This is a genomic window from Listeria ivanovii subsp. londoniensis (assembly GCF_000763495.1).
Classification (GTDB): domain Bacteria; phylum Bacillota; class Bacilli; order Lactobacillales; family Listeriaceae; genus Listeria; species Listeria londoniensis.
Map to the genome: position 1 here is coordinate 650,602 of NZ_CP009576.1, position 17,253 is coordinate 667,854.

16 protein-coding genes and 1 riboswitch are annotated in these 17,253 nt (G+C 35.6%); of the genes, 13 read left to right on the plus strand and 3 right to left on the minus strand.

The annotated features are described in order from the left end of the window. Positions 1-30 precede the first annotated feature (30 nt). On the minus strand, positions 31-1,326 hold the full coding sequence (locus JL53_RS03120) for an NCS2 family permease (RefSeq protein WP_038406734.1): 1,296 nt from the start codon (positions 1,324-1,326) through the stop codon (positions 31-33). Positions 1,327-1,417: 91 nt separating this feature from the next. Continuing rightward, a riboswitch (purine riboswitch) is annotated at positions 1,418-1,519 on the minus strand. A 121-nt stretch (positions 1,520-1,640) separates the two neighbouring features. Between JL53_RS03120 and JL53_RS03125 the strand changes: the two genes are divergently transcribed. From JL53_RS03125 to xylB, 5 genes are all read left to right on the plus strand, one after another. After that, positions 1,641-3,035: a 6-phospho-beta-glucosidase GmuD gene (locus JL53_RS03125; RefSeq protein WP_038406735.1), complete on the plus strand. Its 1,395-nt coding sequence runs from the start codon at positions 1,641-1,643 to the stop codon at positions 3,033-3,035. A 43-nt stretch (positions 3,036-3,078) separates the two neighbouring features. Continuing rightward, the gene (locus JL53_RS03130) at positions 3,079-3,807 is read left to right on the plus strand and encodes a GntR family transcriptional regulator (protein ID WP_038406736.1); all 729 of its coding nucleotides are present in this window, start codon (positions 3,079-3,081) and stop codon (positions 3,805-3,807) included. A gap of 133 nt (positions 3,808-3,940) precedes the next feature. After that, entirely contained in the window at positions 3,941-5,104 is a 1,164-nt protein-coding gene (locus JL53_RS03135) for an ROK family transcriptional regulator (RefSeq protein WP_003718695.1), read from the plus strand. A gap of 161 nt (positions 5,105-5,265) precedes the next feature. Continuing rightward, positions 5,266-6,579 carry a xylose isomerase gene (gene xylA, locus JL53_RS03140; protein ID WP_003718696.1) on the plus strand — a complete coding sequence of 438 codons (1,314 nt, stop codon included), beginning with the start codon at positions 5,266-5,268 and terminating at the stop codon, positions 6,577-6,579. A gap of 18 nt (positions 6,580-6,597) precedes the next feature. Then, positions 6,598-8,094 carry a xylulokinase gene (gene xylB, locus JL53_RS03145; protein WP_038406737.1) on the plus strand — a complete coding sequence of 499 codons (1,497 nt, stop codon included), beginning with the start codon at positions 6,598-6,600 and terminating at the stop codon, positions 8,092-8,094. A gap of 50 nt (positions 8,095-8,144) precedes the next feature. Here xylB and JL53_RS03150 read toward each other — a convergent pair whose 3' ends face one another. Together JL53_RS03150 and JL53_RS03155 are read right to left on the minus strand one after the other, a co-directional pair. Continuing rightward, entirely contained in the window at positions 8,145-8,603 is a 459-nt protein-coding gene (locus JL53_RS03150; protein WP_003718699.1) for a threonine/serine exporter family protein, read from the minus strand. Between the two features lie 13 nt (positions 8,604-8,616). Next, positions 8,617-9,369 carry a threonine/serine exporter family protein gene (locus tag JL53_RS03155; RefSeq protein ID WP_038406738.1) on the minus strand — a complete coding sequence of 251 codons (753 nt, stop codon included), beginning with the start codon at positions 9,367-9,369 and terminating at the stop codon, positions 8,617-8,619. Between the two features lie 166 nt (positions 9,370-9,535). Here JL53_RS03155 and JL53_RS03160 point away from each other — a divergent pair, with 166 nt between their 5' ends. The 8 genes from JL53_RS03160 to JL53_RS03195 all read left to right on the plus strand — a co-directional run bounded on the left by JL53_RS03160 (position 9,536) and on the right by JL53_RS03195 (position 17,206). Beyond that, the gene (locus tag JL53_RS03160; protein WP_038408140.1) at positions 9,536-9,742 is read left to right on the plus strand and encodes a YdbC family protein; all 207 of its coding nucleotides are present in this window, start codon (positions 9,536-9,538) and stop codon (positions 9,740-9,742) included. 19 nt (positions 9,743-9,761) lie between these two features. Beyond that, positions 9,762-10,436 (plus strand): alpha/beta hydrolase, encoded by a 675-nt coding sequence (locus JL53_RS03165; RefSeq protein WP_038406739.1) that lies wholly within the window; start codon positions 9,762-9,764, stop codon positions 10,434-10,436. A gap of 421 nt (positions 10,437-10,857) precedes the next feature. Next, complete coding sequence (locus tag JL53_RS03170; protein ID WP_003718403.1) at positions 10,858-11,793, plus strand: sugar phosphate isomerase/epimerase family protein; 936 nt, start codon at positions 10,858-10,860, stop codon at positions 11,791-11,793. Between the two features lie 30 nt (positions 11,794-11,823). Further along, positions 11,824-13,194 carry a PTS transporter subunit EIIC gene (locus JL53_RS03175; RefSeq protein ID WP_038406740.1) on the plus strand — a complete coding sequence of 457 codons (1,371 nt, stop codon included), beginning with the start codon at positions 11,824-11,826 and terminating at the stop codon, positions 13,192-13,194. Between the two features lie 33 nt (positions 13,195-13,227). Beyond that, positions 13,228-13,689 (plus strand): PTS sugar transporter subunit IIA, encoded by a 462-nt coding sequence (locus JL53_RS03180; protein WP_038406741.1) that lies wholly within the window; start codon positions 13,228-13,230, stop codon positions 13,687-13,689. Between the two features lie 141 nt (positions 13,690-13,830). Continuing rightward, positions 13,831-14,583 (plus strand): DeoR/GlpR family DNA-binding transcription regulator, encoded by a 753-nt coding sequence (locus JL53_RS03185; RefSeq protein WP_038406742.1) that lies wholly within the window; start codon positions 13,831-13,833, stop codon positions 14,581-14,583. Between the two features lie 84 nt (positions 14,584-14,667). Beyond that, positions 14,668-15,312: a DUF1295 domain-containing protein gene (locus JL53_RS03190; RefSeq protein WP_038406743.1), complete on the plus strand. Its 645-nt coding sequence runs from the start codon at positions 14,668-14,670 to the stop codon at positions 15,310-15,312. A gap of 223 nt (positions 15,313-15,535) precedes the next feature. Next, positions 15,536-17,206: an FAD-dependent oxidoreductase gene (locus JL53_RS03195; protein ID WP_038406744.1), complete on the plus strand. Its 1,671-nt coding sequence runs from the start codon at positions 15,536-15,538 to the stop codon at positions 17,204-17,206. The last annotated feature ends 47 nt before the right edge of the window (positions 17,207-17,253 follow it).

The window sequence follows — 17,253 nt, forward strand, 5'->3', positions numbered from 1 at the left end:
GACAGGTAACTATCCGCGGTCTTTTGCGTTTTAAACGACAAATATGAAATACAATATAAACAGCACCATCATCACATACATAATCGGATGGACTTCTTTATAGCGTCCCTTAAGCGCCATTGTAATTGGATAAAAGATGAAGCCGATTGCGATACCAGTTGCGATGGAGAAAGTAAGTACCATCATTAGTACAACGAAGAATGCAGGCACAGCAACTTCAAATTTCGTCCAATCAATATGTGCTACATTTCCAATCATTAATATTCCTACAATCACGAGTGCTGGTGTTGTAACAGCACTTGTAATAACACCAAGAAGCGGAGAAAAGAAGAGCGATAAAGAGAAACAAATCGCGATAACAACGGCAGTTAAACCAGTCCGACCGCCAACAGCAACACCGGCAGTAGATTCTACATAAGAAGTAGTCGTTGATGTTCCGAAGATTGCCCCAAATACGGTTGCAATCGAGTCAGAGAAAAGCGAACGTCCAGCACGCGGAATCTTGTTATCTTTTACAAACCCAGCTTGTGTCGCAACGGCAACGAGAGTTCCTGCTGTGTCAAAGAAATCAATGAAGAAAAAGGTTAAAATAACAATTAACATTTGTGGGGTGAAAATATCTGGTAAATGAATAACTGCTTGACCAAAAGTTGGTGCAATACTTGGTACGGAAGAAACAACTTGTGTAGGTACATCAATTAGTCCGAAAATCATTCCTGCAATAGCAGTCGTTGCCATTCCAAAGAAAATCGCGCCTTTCCAACCAAGTGTCATATAACAAACGGTAATAATGATTCCAAAAACAGCAAGCAAAACTGGTCCAGAATGCAAGTCACCTAATGCAACGATTGTAGAATCATTTGGTACAATAATTCCAGCATTTTTCAGCCCTAGAAAAGCAATGAAAAAGCCGATTCCAGCACCAACAGCAAATTTTAGTTCAGAAGGGATTGCATTGACAATTTTTTCACGAATACCGGAAAGTGTTAAACAAATGAAAACTAATCCGGAAACTAGAACGCCAGCGAGTGCCGTCTGCCAAGGAATACCCCACTGCGCACATACAGTATAAGCAAAAAATGCGTTTAATCCCATACCTGGTGCGAGCCCGATTGGATAGTTGGCGATTAATCCCATTGCAAGGGAACCAACTACCGAAGCTAGTATGGTTGCTACAAATACTGCTTTTAATTCCATTCCTGTTGTTGCCAGCATAGATGGATTGACGAAAAGTACATAAGCCATTGATAAAAAAGTCGTTAGCCCCGCGAGTATCTCTGTTCGAACAGTCGTCTTATTCTCGCGTAATTTGAAAAATTTTTCCATTAAAAAAAGCCTCCCTATTTATGTTGTCGCACATAACGGAAAGAGCATAGGTAAAAAAGGGAATAAAAAATAAAAATAGCAAAAAATCCCTATGAAATTTACATTAGCTCGTAGCCTGGCATTTTACGGTTGCCTGGTAGAAACGATCGGTCCATATTACCGAACTTATACGACTTTTTTATTGTAGACGATTAGCGCATTTTTGGCAATACCATATGAAATAAAAATTAAAAACAAACTTTTGAATAAATAAGTTTATACTTTTAAAAAAATAAGGTATAATGAAAGCAAATAATTATTGGAGGTAAGAAATAATGACTTATAAATTTCCAGAAAATTTTTGGTGGGGTAGTGCCGCTTCCGGACCTCAAACAGAAGGTGCAGCAAATGTAGATGGCAGAAAACCTAGTATTTGGGACCATTGGTATGATATGGAACCAGGACGTTTCTTTAATGATGTTGGACCTGCGAATACTTCCAACTTCTATTATCAATACAAAGAAGATATTGCTTTAATGAAACAAACAGGACATAACTCGTTCCGGACATCTATTCAGTGGTCTCGTCTAATCCCAGATGGTATCGGTGAAATAAATCCCAAAGCGGTAGATTTTTATAATCGTGTTATTGATGAAATGTTAGCAAATAACGTTGAACCATTTATGAATTTATACCACTTCGATATGCCAATGTCGATGCAAGAAAAAGGTGGCTTTGAAAGTCGTGAAGTAGTAGATGCTTATGCTACTTTTGCTAAAACTTGTTTTGAATTATTCGGTGACCGCGTGAAACATTGGTTTACTTTTAACGAACCAATTGTACCAGTAGAAGCAGGATATTTATATGATATGCATTTCCCAAATGTAGTTGACTTTAAGCGCGCAGTACAAGTGGCTTATCATACGACACTTGCACATGCATTGGCAGTTAAAGAATTCCATGATCTAAAGATTCCTAGCGGTCAAATCGGGATTATCTTAAACTTAACACCATCTTATCCACGTAGCCAAAACCCAGCAGATGTCAAAGCAGCTCACATAGCTGATTTGATTTTTAATCGTAGTTTCTTAGATCCAGTTACAAAAGGAGAATTCCCAGCAGATCTTGTAGAAATTATTCGTGAACATGATGCACTTCCAACTTATACAGAAGAAGATTTAGCGATAATTAAAAACAACATTATTGATATTTTAGGAGTCAATTACTATCAACCACGCCGTGTGAAAGCAAAAGAATACGCAGCACATCCGGATGCTCCATTTATGCCAGAACATCTTTTTGATAATTACGAAATGCCTTATCGTAAAATGAATCCATATCGCGGTTGGGAAATTTTTGAAAGAGCGATTTATGATATTGCGATTAATTTGCGTGATAACTACGACAATATTCCGTTCTTTATTTCTGAAAATGGCATGGGTGTGGAAGGAGAAAGCCGCTACCGGAATGTGGACGGGATGATTGAAGATACTTACCGGATTGATTTTATTAAGAGTCATTTGAAATGGTTGCATAAAGCAATAGAAGAAGGCGCGAATTGTAATGGTTACCACCTTTGGACATTTATGGATTGTTGGAGCTGGGCAAATGCTTACAAAAACCGCTATGGCTTAGTAGAAGTTGACTTGGATAATAACTTCAGACGAACAATTAAAGCATCTGGTCATTGGTACAAAGAACTTGCAAAAAACAATGGATTTGAAGACTAAATATGATAAAATAAAACTATTATGTGTAAAGAGGTGAACTTCCGTGGCTCAGAATCAAACAAAATATAGTTTCATAGCTGAAGAAATCCGAAAAAGAATTATGAATCACGCATATCCGCTCAATCAACCTATTCCTGACGAGATAACTTTGGCGAAAGAGTTTGATTGTAGTCGAATGACAATGAAAAAAGCGCTTGAGGTACTTGTACTTGAAGGATTGCTTTACCGGAAACGTGGACATGGTACTTTCATTATCAAATCGGCACTGGACGCGGACCGATTGCAGATTCACAACCAAGAAGTAAATGGCTTCACAAAACTTTTAAATGGCAAAAAAGTGATTAGCAAGGTTATTGAATTTAAAGTTATTTTTCCAACTGAAGAAATTGCCGAACGTCTTCACATCGAAATGGAAACACCGATTTATGATATTTTACGTGTGCGCCTAGTAAAAGATGAACCATATGTACTCGAGCATACGTATATGCCTGTTGGTGTTATTCCCGGAATTAACCAACAAATTTTGGAAGGCTCGATTTATTCCTACATTCAAGATAATCTCAATTTGAAAATTGCGAGTTCTTATAAACAAATTCGCGCAGATAAAGCGACCTTGCTTGATCAGCAATATTTAGACTGTGCTTCTGATGATCCGGTTGTCGAAGTAGAGCAAACCGTGTATTTAAATAATGGGCTTGCTTTTGAATTTTCGAAGTCGCGGCACCGTTATGATAAATTCGTGTTTACAACTGTGAATATCGCTCGACGTTAAAAATCGGAAGCTAAAATGATAATTCGTTTTAGCTTCTTTTTTTGGCGTATACATAGGCTCATTTATTTGTTGAAAAATGTGATATACTTTTTAGTAGAAAATAAAACGAGTGGTAAGAAAGGATTATGTAAGTATGACTCAAAAAACAGATCAAGATGTGATGCGAGAGAACAATAAGAAGTTAGTATTAAAAACGCTTTTTAATGCTGGACCAACCTCTCGAAGTGCGATTGCGAGTTCCATTCATCTACAAAAATCTACTGTTTCATCAATTGTTCGTGAGCTTCATGAGCTTGGTCTTATCGAGGAACTTGGCATTGGCGAATCTAGTAATGTTGGTGGACGCAAACCAAATTTAATCCAATTTAACTATCACTACGGTTATGTTTTAGCTTTCGATATGGGGGCCAGGCATTTAAGATATTCTGTCAATTATTTAAATGGCGAAGTAATTCAAAAAGAATCTCTTAGACTAATTGGGAAGAGCATAAAAGATGTTTTTCAAATGATGAAAAAGATTATCGGTCTACTACCAACATTTGATACGAAGAAAGGGCTTTTAGGAATTGCTGTATCGACCCATGCGCCTGTTTATGATAATAAGATCCGCTATAGCCCGTTTTTAGAATTAGATTCTTTTTCGTTACTTGATGCATTGCAAGAAGTAGTCAAGGTACCGATTCGTTTTGAAAATGAGGCGAATTTAACAGCTATTTCGATTCGAGATTTTTGGAATCATGCAGATGCGGAACCGCTAAACAATTTGATTGCGCTTAATATCCATAATGGAATTGGCGTTGGAACAATTATTAACGAGCAACTTTATCATGGTGTAGAGGGTTTGGCTGGTGAAATAGGTCGCTCTGTTATTTGGAAAGATAAGCAAGTATATCGATTAGAAGAACTTTACTCCGAAAAAGCAATCATCGAAAAAGTGGCCAAACATGAAAAAAAAGCAGATTTAACCGTGGACGAATTCGTAGCATTAATTAAAACAGGCAATGAATACGTGTTAGCAGTTGTAGATGAATGGATTTCGGCTATTTCGCAGATCACCTATAATCTAGTGCAATATAGCGCTCCTGATGCGATATTCTTATCGTCGCGTTCTTTATCGCAATTTCCGGAGTTATTGGAACGTATTTCAGTGAAGTATAAGGAACTGAATCCATTAGGTGAGACGCAAATAAAGTTTACGGAGCATGATATTTACGATTCCTCTTTACTTGGTGGAGTAGCACTTATTACAAGACAAGTACTCGGTCTTGAATCGCAAAAAATCATTTTCAAGAAATGAATTTTAGTAAAAAAACTGTAGAGGTGTTTATCTCTGCAGTTTTTATTTATATTTATTTGTTGAAACTGCTTTACAAAGAAGTAGGGAAAAGGGTATTATATAGTTAGTTCGACGAAACAACTAACTATATAAATGATAAATCTAAAAGGAGGATATATACAATGAGCTATTTTCCACAAGTAGAAAAAATTCAATTTGAAGGTAAGAATACGAGAAACAGCTTGGCATTTCGGCACTATCAAGCAGACGAGGTAGTTCTAGGAAAACCAATGAAAGAACATTTGCGTTTTGCAGTAGCTTACTGGCATACGATGACACAAGATGGTAGTGATCCGTTCGGTATGGCTATAAATGAGCGGACTTGGATTGGTCAAACGGAGATGGAAACAGCGAAGAATCGTGTGGAAGCATTTTTTGAAATTCTTGAAAAATTGGGCGTGGAATATTTTTGTTTCCATGATATTGACGTAGCACCAGCAGGCAATTCTATTGAGGATTTCATGGATAACTTAGACGAAATTACTGATTTAATTAGAGTGAAAATGGACGAAACTGGTATTAAATTACTATGGAACACAGCGAATATGTTTTCTCATCCTCGTTTTAATAATGGCGCCGGCTCGACAAATGACCCAGAAGTATTTGCTTATGCAGCAGCGCAAGTGAAAAAAGGGCTAGACATCTCTAAGAAACTAGATGGGGCAAACTATGTATTTTGGGGTGGTCGCGAGGGTTACGAAACGCTTTTAAACACGGATATGAAATTTGAACAAGACAACATTGCTCGTTTATTTAAAATGGTAGTTGCCTATGCCGAAAAGATTGGTCATAAACCGCAATTTTTAATTGAACCAAAACCGAAAGAACCGTCCAAACATCAATATGATTTTGATGCGGCAACAACCATGGCATTTATCCAAAAATATGGTTTAGCAGGTGATTTTAAGCTGAACTTAGAAGCAAACCATGCCACACTTGCTGGACACACTTTTGAACATGAATTACGTGTAGCTCGTGATTACGACGCTCTTGGCTCAATTGATGCCAACCAAGGAGATATGTTACTTGGGTGGGATACCGATGAATTTCCGACAAATGTTGTTGATGTAACACTTGCGATGTATGAAATTTTACAAAACGGCGGCATCGCACCAGGTGGTATTAATTTTGATGCAAAAGTGAGACGTTCTTCGTTTGCGATGGAAGACTTATTACTTGCACATATTGCAGGAATGGACACGTTCGCACGAGGGTTAAAAGCAGCAGCTAAATTAACAGAAGATAAGTTTATCGAGAATATCCTTCGTGAACGCTATGGTAAATGGGTGGATACAGAGATTGGGAAATCCATTCTAGAAAACAAAGAGGATTTGGAATCACTCTCAAAATATGCGTATCAACATGGAGATGATATTCAACTGAAATCTAGCCATATCGAACATGTAAAATCGGTGTTGAATGATTATATCTTTTAAATAAAGGAGTTTTAGCAAATGGGTTACGTACTAGGAATTGATCTTGGAACAAGTTCACTAAAAGGAATTGTTATGAATAAGGCGGGCCACTTAATTGCTGAGGCTTCTTCGGAGTATACTATCGACTCACCGGCGCCTGGATTTTCGGAGCAGCATCCAGAATACTGGGTGATTGGGCTGGAAAAAGTAATGACAAAGCTTGGTTTTGTTGTAGCGGATTTCGGTGCTGAACTAGAGGCAATCAGTTTTTCTGGACAGATGCATTCACTAGTGACGTTAGGCGCAGAAGAAGAAGTAGTATATCCAGCGATTTTATGGAATGATGTACGGACAACCAAACAGTGCACAGAAATTATGGAACGATATGGAGAGGAAATAATTAACATCACCAAAAATATCGTTCTAGAAGGCTTTACTTTGCCAAAAATTTTATGGTTAAAACAAAATAAACCAGAAGTTTGGGCGAAAGTACGTAAAATTATGTTACCAAAAGATTATCTAGCATTTGTCTTAACTGGAAATATGTCATGTGAATACTCAGATGCTGCTGGAACATCTTTATTTGATATAGAAAAACAACAATGGTCAACTGCTATTTGTGATAAATTTGAAATTGATAGCGAGATTTTACCGGCTGTGGTTTCTTCTTTAGAACAAGTTGGTGTAGTGAAGGAAGAATATGTAAAACGTTTTGGATTAAAACAAGTAGTGAAAGTTTTTGCAGGTGGAGCAGATAATGCTTGTGCAGCACTTGGAGCCGGAATAGTAAACGAGGATTATGCACTTGTTTCACTTGGAACGAGTGGCGTTTTCAGTGCGTTTGAGCGTGATATAGTAAATTATCAAGGGAAATTACACTTTTTCAATCATATTGTTCCAGAAGTATATTATTCGATGGGAGTAACGCTTGCGGCTGGAAACTCGCTTAATTGGTTTAAAAATACTTTTGGAAGAGATTTGAGTTTCCAAGAATTGCTTGCCAGTGTTCATACTGTTGCCCCAGGGAGTGAAGGTCTACTTTTTACTCCTTATATCGTTGGCGAGCGAACACCTCATATTGATGCAAAAATTCGTGGTAGTTTTATTGGAATCGATACGCGCCATGAGTTGAAACATTTTGCCCGTGCGGTTTTAGAAGGTATTACATTTAGTTTGAAGGATGCACAGGTCTTAATGGAAGCGGCTAAAAACAAAAAATTCAAGCGGATTATCAGTGTTGGTGGAGGGGCAAGGAACGCAGATTGGATGCAAATGCAGGCTGATATTTTTAATGCAGAAATTATTCGTATAGAGGTGGAACAAGGTCCGGGTGTTGGAGCGTGTATGATTGCTGCGGTTGGAACTGCTTGGTTTAAAGATTTTGAAAGCTGTCGAGATGTTTTCGTTCAATATAAAAAAGACACGTTTAAACCGAAAAAGGAAAATGTCGAGAAATATCGAAAACTATATGATGTATATAGCGAGGTCTACCCAGCTACGAAAAAGATTTGCGCAACATTATCCAATCTAAAATAAAGCTATAAAAAAACGGCTAAATCCGCCTTGTTACCGGTTTTAGTCGTTTTTTAAATTCGTTCTTTTCGTTCTCTAAAGGTGCGAATACTATGATTGAAGACTTCTGAAAGCATAAGTCCTGCTGCGATAGCTCCTGCAACCACTGTTACTTGAACAGAAAAGCCAATTGCCTCCGTATAGTTACCTAACACGAAATTACGTACTGCTTGGTATGCAAGCCCCCCAGGAACAAGTGGAACAATTCCCGGAACATTAAAAATCGTAATCGGCATTTTTTTATATTTGGCAAAAAAATGGCTAAGAACAGCAACAACAAAAGCTCCAGCTAATGAAGAGGCACCTGTTCCAGAATCCATTTGCATTAAAGTCCAGTAAGCCATCCAACCGAATGTACCGGTAATACCACAAGCATTAAGTGCTCTTTTGGGTACATTGGTGATAATGGCAAAGGTAACCGTCGCCACATAACTCAGTACTAATTGAATGATTATCGTCCATACTAAATCCATATTGCGACCTCCTTTATAAGAAAAAGCGGAAGACAACCGCTATTCCAATTCCGATTGCACAAGAAGTAAGGAGTGCTTCTGTTCCACGTGCCATTCCGCTAAGTAAATGTCCTGCGATTAAATCCCGAACAGCATTGGTAATTGGAACTCCTGGAACAAGTGGCATCACTCCACCGATAATCATCTTATCCAAATTAATACCTAATCCGATAGAAATAGTAAATACAGCTAATAATCCAACTGTTAAAGAGGCTAAAAATTCCGCCAAAAATTTTACTTTCATAAAGATTTGCGTGTAATAGAAAATGATAAATCCAATCGCTCCCATTATACAAGTAGGAATAAAATCAAACCAGCTTCCGCCAAAAATAATCATTAACGAGCCACTAACTAGTGAGGCAGCAAAAATTTGCAACCAAAGTGGAAAATGGCGAACATCTTTATCTAAATATGTAAGTTTTGTATGTAAATCTTTTAAATTAATCCTTTTTTCAGCAAAATCTCTTGATAATTCATTAACTAAGGAAACTTTTTCTAAATTAATTGTTCTTGTTGGGATTTGCTGCAATTGTACATTTCGTTCGCCTTCAAGTGACATGAAAATGCCCGTTGGTGTCACAAAGCTAATCCCTTTTTTGTTACTAGCAATGTTGGCAATCCGGTTCATTGTATCTTCCACTCGGTACATTTCTGCACCACTTTCCATCATAATTTTACCTGCCATTAAGCACGTTTCTAGTAAATAGTCCGTTGTTTCGTTTTTCAATTTTAAGCACCTCCAAACTATTTCCTACTTTTCTAATCGTAACGCAATCAATTCAAAAATTCTAGTAGGAAGGGTGTTTTTTTATAATTAACGATTGTTTGAATGTTATTTGGGGTAAATATTTGATAGTATGATAATTATAGAAACAGAAAAGGTAGGGGTTATTTTGGCTAATATTGAATACGAAATTATCGAAGAAGTTGGTGTATTATCCGAAAATGCGCGTGGCTGGCGAAAAGAACTAAATCGAATAAGTTGGAACGGTCGCCCTGCTAAATACGATATTCGCGACTGGGCAGAAGACCATGAAAAAATGGGAAAAGGGATTACACTAACTGATGAAGAAGCAGAAGTTCTAAAAAAACTGTTATAAGGCTGGTGTAGAAATGAGAATGTATGCGTATGATATTTATGAACCAATTGGAAGGAAAAAGGGAGAAACGTTCCCAGTAATATTCGGAATTCATGGTTTTGGTGGCGATGAGCTTGATATGGCTGGACGTCTTGAATTACTGATGGACCGGTTTGTGGTTGTTTCGCTACGTGGAGATATTGAATATGGACCTAGTTTTGGGTTTTATCATATGGTTCTTGAAGGGGATCCAAATGTGCATGAGATAGATTTTACAAGCCTACGTGTGGCAGAATTTATTGGTGATATTTGTAAAAACTACGATTCGATTGATAAAAATCAGATTTTCCTAGCAGGCTTTGATCAAGGCGCTATTTTGACTACAGCGATTATGCAAAGTTATGGTGGTCAGTATAAAGCTGCGGCAATTTTAAGTGGTCGTTTGCCAACATTTATGGAAACTCGACCTGCGAATTTAATGCTTAAAAACAAGCGGATATTTATTGGTCATGGCTTAGAAGATGCTGTCTTTCAAGTAAAAGAAGCGGATAAAATTGCAGCGCACTTTGCAAAAATGGGCTGTGATGTTGAAAAACATCGCTATTTTATCGGTCATAATATCAATGAAGCAGAAGAAGACGATTTGAACGACTGGTTTGAAAGTTTTCTTCCCAATCAAACTGTTAAAAGTAAAACTGAAAAACAGCGTCCTTAATAAATGGATACTGTTGACTAGTTAAAAAAAGCAATTCTCAGAAGAAAGACATGAGAATTGCTTTTTTTTAATGCCTATTTTTAACTTTCAACACGGATGAAAGTTAAATCAGAATAGCGACAATACTAATTTCAATAAGAACTATAGAAGTAGCATACCCCCCTTTTTTATCAAAAAACAACGCATTTTTTGTAATGGCTCTAAATAAAACGTGGTGAAAGCCAAGAAACGATATAAGTACAGATTAACACTTATTAAATTAAGCTATTTCAAGACAACGCTAAAAATTATTGTAAATAGGATTTATTTGATTAAATTTGGAACAATATGAAATAAATTGAAATAAAATGAAAAAATATGATTGTAAGCGATTCATTTATATGATATGCTTATCTCATCTTAAAAATATGGAGGGAAACAAATGAAATTAGCAACAAGGATTAATTCATTTTTACCAGTTTATGAAAATGATTTAAAAAAAGTATTTGAACAGTTTAAACAATTAGGTTTAGGATATGTAGATTTGAACTACCCAGAGCATATTGAAAAATTTGAAGCTTCTGAAATTAAAACAATGATGGAAGCGCATGATTTAAAGTTAAACGGTGTAGCATTACGCTTCCGAGGAGAATTTATTAACGGTGAATTGGGAAATGCTGATGCGAAAATTTCCGCACATGCGTTAGAGCTTTGTAAAAACGCTGCTGATTATTGCCGCAGTGCTGGCGGAAAAGTGGTTACTATTTGGTTAGGATTTGATGGCTTCGACTACAGTTTTCAAATTAATTACCAAAAGGTTTGGAACCAAATTAGAGATGCTTTCATTGAAATTGCAGACTATGCGCCAGATTTGAAAATTAGCATTGAGTATAAACCATTTCAACCGAGAGCATATGCTTTTATCGATAGTATGGGGCTAGCTGGAATGATGTTAAATGAAATTAACCGAGATAATGTGGGTATTACACTAGATTATTGTCATATGTTAATGAAACATGAGAATCCTGCTTTTGCTGCTGAAATTTTTGGGAGTCGAGATAAATTATTTGGTATTCACCTAAATGATGGATACGGCTTAAATGATGATGGCTTAATGATTGGTTCTGCAACTCCTTTTAAAACACTAGAATTCTTGTATTATATTAGAAAACATCAATATGATGGCGTTATTTATTTTGATACCTTCCCAGTAATCGAAAATGCTACTAAGGAATGTGAACAAAATATTCGAATGATCACACAACTTAATAAGATAATTGATCAGGTGGGATTAAACCGTATTCAAACGATAATTGATAAAAATGATGCTATCGAAGCTAATCAATTAATGCTTGCATTTTTAACGAGCTCTAATTAATAAATACTAACTTAAAAGGATGTGGACAGAATGGATTATAAATTAATGGCAAAAGAAATTCTCGAACATATTGGTGGAGCAGAAAATATTGCTAATATGACGCATTGTGCTACTAGGCTAAGATTAACCTTAAAAGATACGTCCAAGGCAAATGATGAAGAAGTAAAAAGTATCGAAGGCGTCATTAATGTCGTAAATAAAGCGGGACAGTACCAACTGTTGATTGGAACAGAAGTACCCAAACTATATGACGAATTTGAAAATTTGGTTAAGGGCACTGGGAATTTAGAACCAAATGATAATAATACTTCTTCTGAAAGTGTGATAAGTAAGATATTCTCCTCCGTTTCAGCAATTTTTGCCCCCTTATTGCCAGCTTTAGCAGGCTCAGGGATTTTACGTGGTTTGTTAATCTTATGTGTACAATTAGGATGGATTAGCGAAAATAGTGGGACTTATACGATAATATATGCAACAAGTATGAGTGTATTTTACTTCTTACCTGTTTTACTAGCATTTACTTCTGCGAGACGCTTTGGCGCAAGTCCTTATCTCTCAGCCTTGATTGGAGCGGCTTTAATAAATCCAGACTTTATTGGGTTATTAGGGAATGCAGGAAATGGTGCAACGACAGATTTCTTCGGGATACCAGTAGTTTTAATGAATTATAATTCGACAGTAGTTCCAATTATTTTGTCTATTTGGGCATTTTCTTATTTGTATAAATTTCTTGATAAAAAAGTTCCAGAAAATCTTAAACTAGTGTTAATTCCGCTTGTATCATTAGCAATTATGGTTCCTTTAACTGTCATTATTATCGGGCCAATTGGTGTGTATGGTGGGGAATTAGTAGCAAATGGGGTTAACTGGTTAATAGAAAGAAGTAGCATTTTAACAGGAATCCTTGTTGGTGGAGGTTGGAGTGTACTAGTTAGTTTAGGTATTCACTGGGCAGTTAATCCAATTATGATTAATAATATTTCTACATACGGATTTGATTATATCGTACCTTTCACCTTTGCATGTAACTTTGCAGTAATGGGAACAACAATCGGTGTTTATTTGAAAGCTAAAAATTCCCAATTACGTAGTTTTGCAATGACCGGTTTTATTACAATCGCATTATCAGCTATTATTGAAGCTACTTTATTCGGTCTTTTAGTAAAAAATAAAAAATTGTTTTTAGCACAAATTATTGGTGGGGCAGCAGGTGGAGCCTACTTAGGACTGATGCAAGTTGTGGCAAACTCCTTTGTATTTGGTAGTGTGATTACTTTACCAGCATTTTTCGGTGAAGACTCATCTAACTTCATCCAAGCGATTATTGGTCTACTGATTTCTATGATGGTTTCGATGATACTAGCTTATATATTTACAAATAGAGAGGAAAAACTAGCTTAGAATATATCGGTATTTAAAAGGAGCAGGATCAATTTGAAAATTTTTAAGAAAAAAACAATTATCTATTCTCCCGCAAATGGAGTTATAAAATCAATTGATAAAGTAAAAGATGAAGTTTTTTCTTCTAAAGCTTTGGGGGATGGTTTTGCACTGGAAACAACTGAGAAAAGTATTTATTCTCCAGTGGAAGGAGAAATTACTTCTATCTTCCCTACTAAACATGCTATCTCTATTAAAACAGCAACTGGTTTAGAGATATTAATCCATATTGGAATTGATACGGTAGAACTAGACGGTGAGGGCTTTACAATGAAAGTGGCAGAAGGAGACAAAGTTAGTAAAGATACGGAATTAGTTACAGTAGATTTCCCTTATTTGGAATCAAAAGGAAAAGATACAGATGTACTAGTTATTTTCACAAATTTAAAAGATAGTTCACTTAGTATCACAGAAGGAGGTGCATTTTTCAAACAGGTAATAGGAATGGCTAAATAAAATCTATCAAAGCTACGAAAAACGTCCAAAAGTTTTTCGTAGCTTTTTTGTATTTGGATAAAATTGAAAAATAGTGATAAAATATAACTAAATATAAAATTTAATGACATTATAAAGAGCTAGCTATTTTTGGAGGTATATATGATTCCCTATGAAAGGCAAGAAAGAATTATCACATTTCTAGAAACAAAAGAAATTATAAAGATTGATGAATTGCAAAAAGTTATTCCTAATATTTCTATATCCACTTTAAGAAGAGATTTAAAAGAACTGGAAAAGTTAGGAAAAGTAAATATGCTTATTGGTGGTGCTGTCAAACTATCCTCTAGTACGAGCGAATTACCAATTTCTGCTAAAAGTATAATTCAAACAGAACAAAAAGAAATCATCGCCAGTTTAGCTGCAAGTGAAATTAATGATGGTGATGTTATTTATTTGGATTCAGGTTCTACTTGTACGGCATTACTAAACAAAATTTTAGACAAAAAAATAAGTATTTTCACTACCAATACAAGTATCTTTAATATATCAACAGAAATACGTGCGGAAATCACTATTTTAGGCGGAAGATATAGCCCATTTATCTCTTCTATTAACGGTCCATTAACAGATAGTAATATCCAACTTTTTAATTTTGATAAAGCATTTTTAGGAGCAAATGGGGTTGATATCGTTCGCGGTGTAAGCACACCAACTTTAACAGAAGCCAACAAGAAAAAAGAAATTTTAAAAGCTGCGAAAAAAGCATTTTTACTTTGCGACAGCTCAAAAATACATAAATCATCTGCCGTAAAAGCATTTGAGCTAAATGAAGTCACTTTAATAACGGACCAATATGACAAAGATATTGCCGAATTAACAAGTTTAATTGCCCCAGAGAGTGGAATAAATTAATAATAAAATTTTTAAATTACCTTACAAAAAGTCTAAATATAAAATTGATATTATTCGTACTCTTTAAAAAGGGGGAAGTGGAAAATGTATGGTATAAAAAAACGCACACTATCTGCTAAAATATTTATTTTAATTGCGCAATTGTGCTATTTAGGTATAGCTGTTTTCTTATTTAATCATTGGCAAACAGATACTATCATTCGTTATAGTATTTACTTTTGCTTAATAATTGTCTTTATACGTCTAAATGGAATGATGTTTTTATGGCTTCCACGAGGGATAAGCTGGAAAGAAGCCACTGGTAATAGTATTGCTTTTGGTTTGTATTACTTAGGTTTTCCATTATTTGCTATTTTCGGGCCTCAAAATATTCAGCCAATTGTATATATATTAGGGATAGTGCTATTTATTGTTGGTAGCCTACTTAATACTGTGTCTGAACTATTGAGAAAACCATTTAAAGATGATCCAGCTAATAAAGGAAAGCTGTACACAAAAGGATTATTTCGATATGCAATTCATATCAACTATTTAGGCGATATTCTTTGGGTGGCTGGTTTTGCATTACTCACTTTTAATTGGTGGGCATTACTAATACCACTAGGCTTAACCTGCCTATTTATATTTTCTTATATACCAAATGCAAATGACTACTTGCGTCAAAAATATGGAGAACAATTCGAAACTTATGAGAAAACAACAAAACAATTAATTCCATTTATTTGGTAATATTTTTGGTTCTTAGAAATGAATAGCATTGAAAAAATTTTAACTCACATAACCAAAAAGGCTAGAATAATACCAGATGGGGAATTTAACCGCAATGTTTTATCAAAAATAAAATGAGTAAACTAATTTAAAAGCATTAGAGTCATCATGTTTCCTGTCCTATTTGTTACAAAGACAGGTTTATATTTTGCGTTAATTATTTGGAATGAATGGAGATCAATATATGAAAATAGTCATTATAGGCTCAGTAGCTGCTGGGACAAGTGTTGCTGCAAAAGCAAGAAGAAATACAGAAGAAGCAGAAATTGTTGTATACGAACAAGATAAAGATATTTCTTATTCAGTCTGTGGAATTCCTTATTATATAGGCGGAGAAGTTGAGTCGATGGATACGTTGACACCAAGGGATGCCGCATGGTTTCAAAAACGATATAATGTGGCTATTTTTACCGAGCATCAGGTACAGAAAATTTATCCTCAACAAAAGAAATTAGCGATATTAAATGTAAAAACAGGAGAGATTTTGCATGACTCATATGACGAGTTAGTTCTTGCGACAGGAGCAAAACCTGTTATACCAGAAGTCTTTAAAAAATATTCTGAAACGACCAATCTTTTTCAAGTTAGAAATATTCAAGATACTGCTAAAATAGATCAATTTATGAAAGAAAAACGACCAAAAAAAGCCCTAATTATAGGGGCAGGATTTATTGGACTAGAAATGGCAGAACAATTGAGGTTGCAAAATATCGAAGTAACAATCTTGCAACGAGGCAACCAAATTATGAAACATCTAGATAAAGATATGGCTTTTCGCGTACAAAAAGTATTAACGCAAGCAGGTGTGGAGGTTATTTTAAATACTACTGTGGAAAAAGTAAGTTTAGCACCAGATGGAAAACAAATTTCTGCTGTATGGGATAATCAACAAAAAGAGTACCAAACAGATATGATAATTTTAGCGGCTGGAGTTATGCCCAATACAGATTTAATAGCGAGAACGGGTATTGAACTTGGTATTTCTAAGGCCATTTCCGTGGATGAACAGATGCAAACGAATATTCCCCATATTTCCGCTGTTGGAGATGTGGCAGAAAGCTATTCATTGATCACGGGAAAACCATTGTATCGTCCATTAGGTTCAACAGCCAATAAGATGGGACGTATTGCTGGCGATAGTTTGACGGGCGGCTCGCTAAAACATCAAGGCATTCTTGGAACAGGAATTATTCGTGTTTTTGATACAGCAGTTGCATACACAGGTTTAACAGAACAGGAAGCACATGAAGAAGGCATTGATATAGAAGTATTGTACAATATAAAACCAGATAAGGCAGACTATCTAGGTGGGAAAGAATTAACGATTAAAGCAATTGCTGCTAAAGAATCAGGGCGTATTTTAGGTGCTCAAATAATTGGGACAAGTGGGGTGGATAAAAGAATTGACGTGCTTGCCACAGCGATTACTTTTAAAGCAACAGCAGCAGATTTATTTCACTTAGATTTAGCCTATGCACCACCATTTGCAACAACAAAGGATCCCATTTTATATACTGGTATGGCTTTGAATAACGCACTACATGATAATCCGCTTATTACTCCAGAAGCGCTCATTCGAAAACAAAATAATGGTGAAGAAATACAAATTATTGATACAAGATCTAAAAAACAATTCGAAAAATCCGCAGTTAAAGGTGCTATTCATATCCCATTAGCTGAATTACGTGAGAAGATTACCTCGCTAGATGCCAATTTGCCAACCATAACATATTGTAATAAAGGAGTAACAGGGAATGCGGCCCAAAATATACTTCGGAATAATGGTTTTAGTGAAGTTTATAATTTATCGGGAGGAAATAAAAACTATCAATTGTATATAGAGTCAATTAAATAATAAAAATAGGCATATTTTTATAATGATTATCCGCTTTTAGCCATAGA

What these genes read in the sequence shown, in the direction of transcription:
- JL53_RS03185 (WP_038406742.1), top strand. Translation starts at nt 13,831, where the DNA reads ATGATTCCCTATGAAAGGCAAGAAAGAATTATCACATTTCTAGAAACA.
- JL53_RS03195 (WP_038406744.1), top strand. Translation starts at nt 15,536, where the DNA reads ATGAAAATAGTCATTATAGGCTCAGTAGCTGCTGGGACAAGTGTTGCT.
- JL53_RS03120 (WP_038406734.1), bottom strand. Translation starts at nt 1,326, where the DNA reads ATGGAAAAATTTTTCAAATTACGCGAGAATAAGACGACTGTTCGAACA.
- JL53_RS03190 (WP_038406743.1), top strand. Translation starts at nt 14,668, where the DNA reads ATGTATGGTATAAAAAAACGCACACTATCTGCTAAAATATTTATTTTA.
- JL53_RS03135 (WP_003718695.1), top strand. Translation starts at nt 3,941, where the DNA reads ATGACTCAAAAAACAGATCAAGATGTGATGCGAGAGAACAATAAGAAG.
- JL53_RS03125 (WP_038406735.1), top strand. Translation starts at nt 1,641, where the DNA reads ATGACTTATAAATTTCCAGAAAATTTTTGGTGGGGTAGTGCCGCTTCC.
- xylA (WP_003718696.1), top strand. Translation starts at nt 5,266, where the DNA reads ATGAGCTATTTTCCACAAGTAGAAAAAATTCAATTTGAAGGTAAGAAT.
- xylB (WP_038406737.1), top strand. Translation starts at nt 6,598, where the DNA reads ATGGGTTACGTACTAGGAATTGATCTTGGAACAAGTTCACTAAAAGGA.
- JL53_RS03150 (WP_003718699.1), bottom strand. Translation starts at nt 8,603, where the DNA reads ATGGATTTAGTATGGACGATAATCATTCAATTAGTACTGAGTTATGTG.
- JL53_RS03170 (WP_003718403.1), top strand. Translation starts at nt 10,858, where the DNA reads ATGAAATTAGCAACAAGGATTAATTCATTTTTACCAGTTTATGAAAAT.
- JL53_RS03175 (WP_038406740.1), top strand. Translation starts at nt 11,824, where the DNA reads ATGGATTATAAATTAATGGCAAAAGAAATTCTCGAACATATTGGTGGA.
- JL53_RS03165 (WP_038406739.1), top strand. Translation starts at nt 9,762, where the DNA reads ATGTATGCGTATGATATTTATGAACCAATTGGAAGGAAAAAGGGAGAA.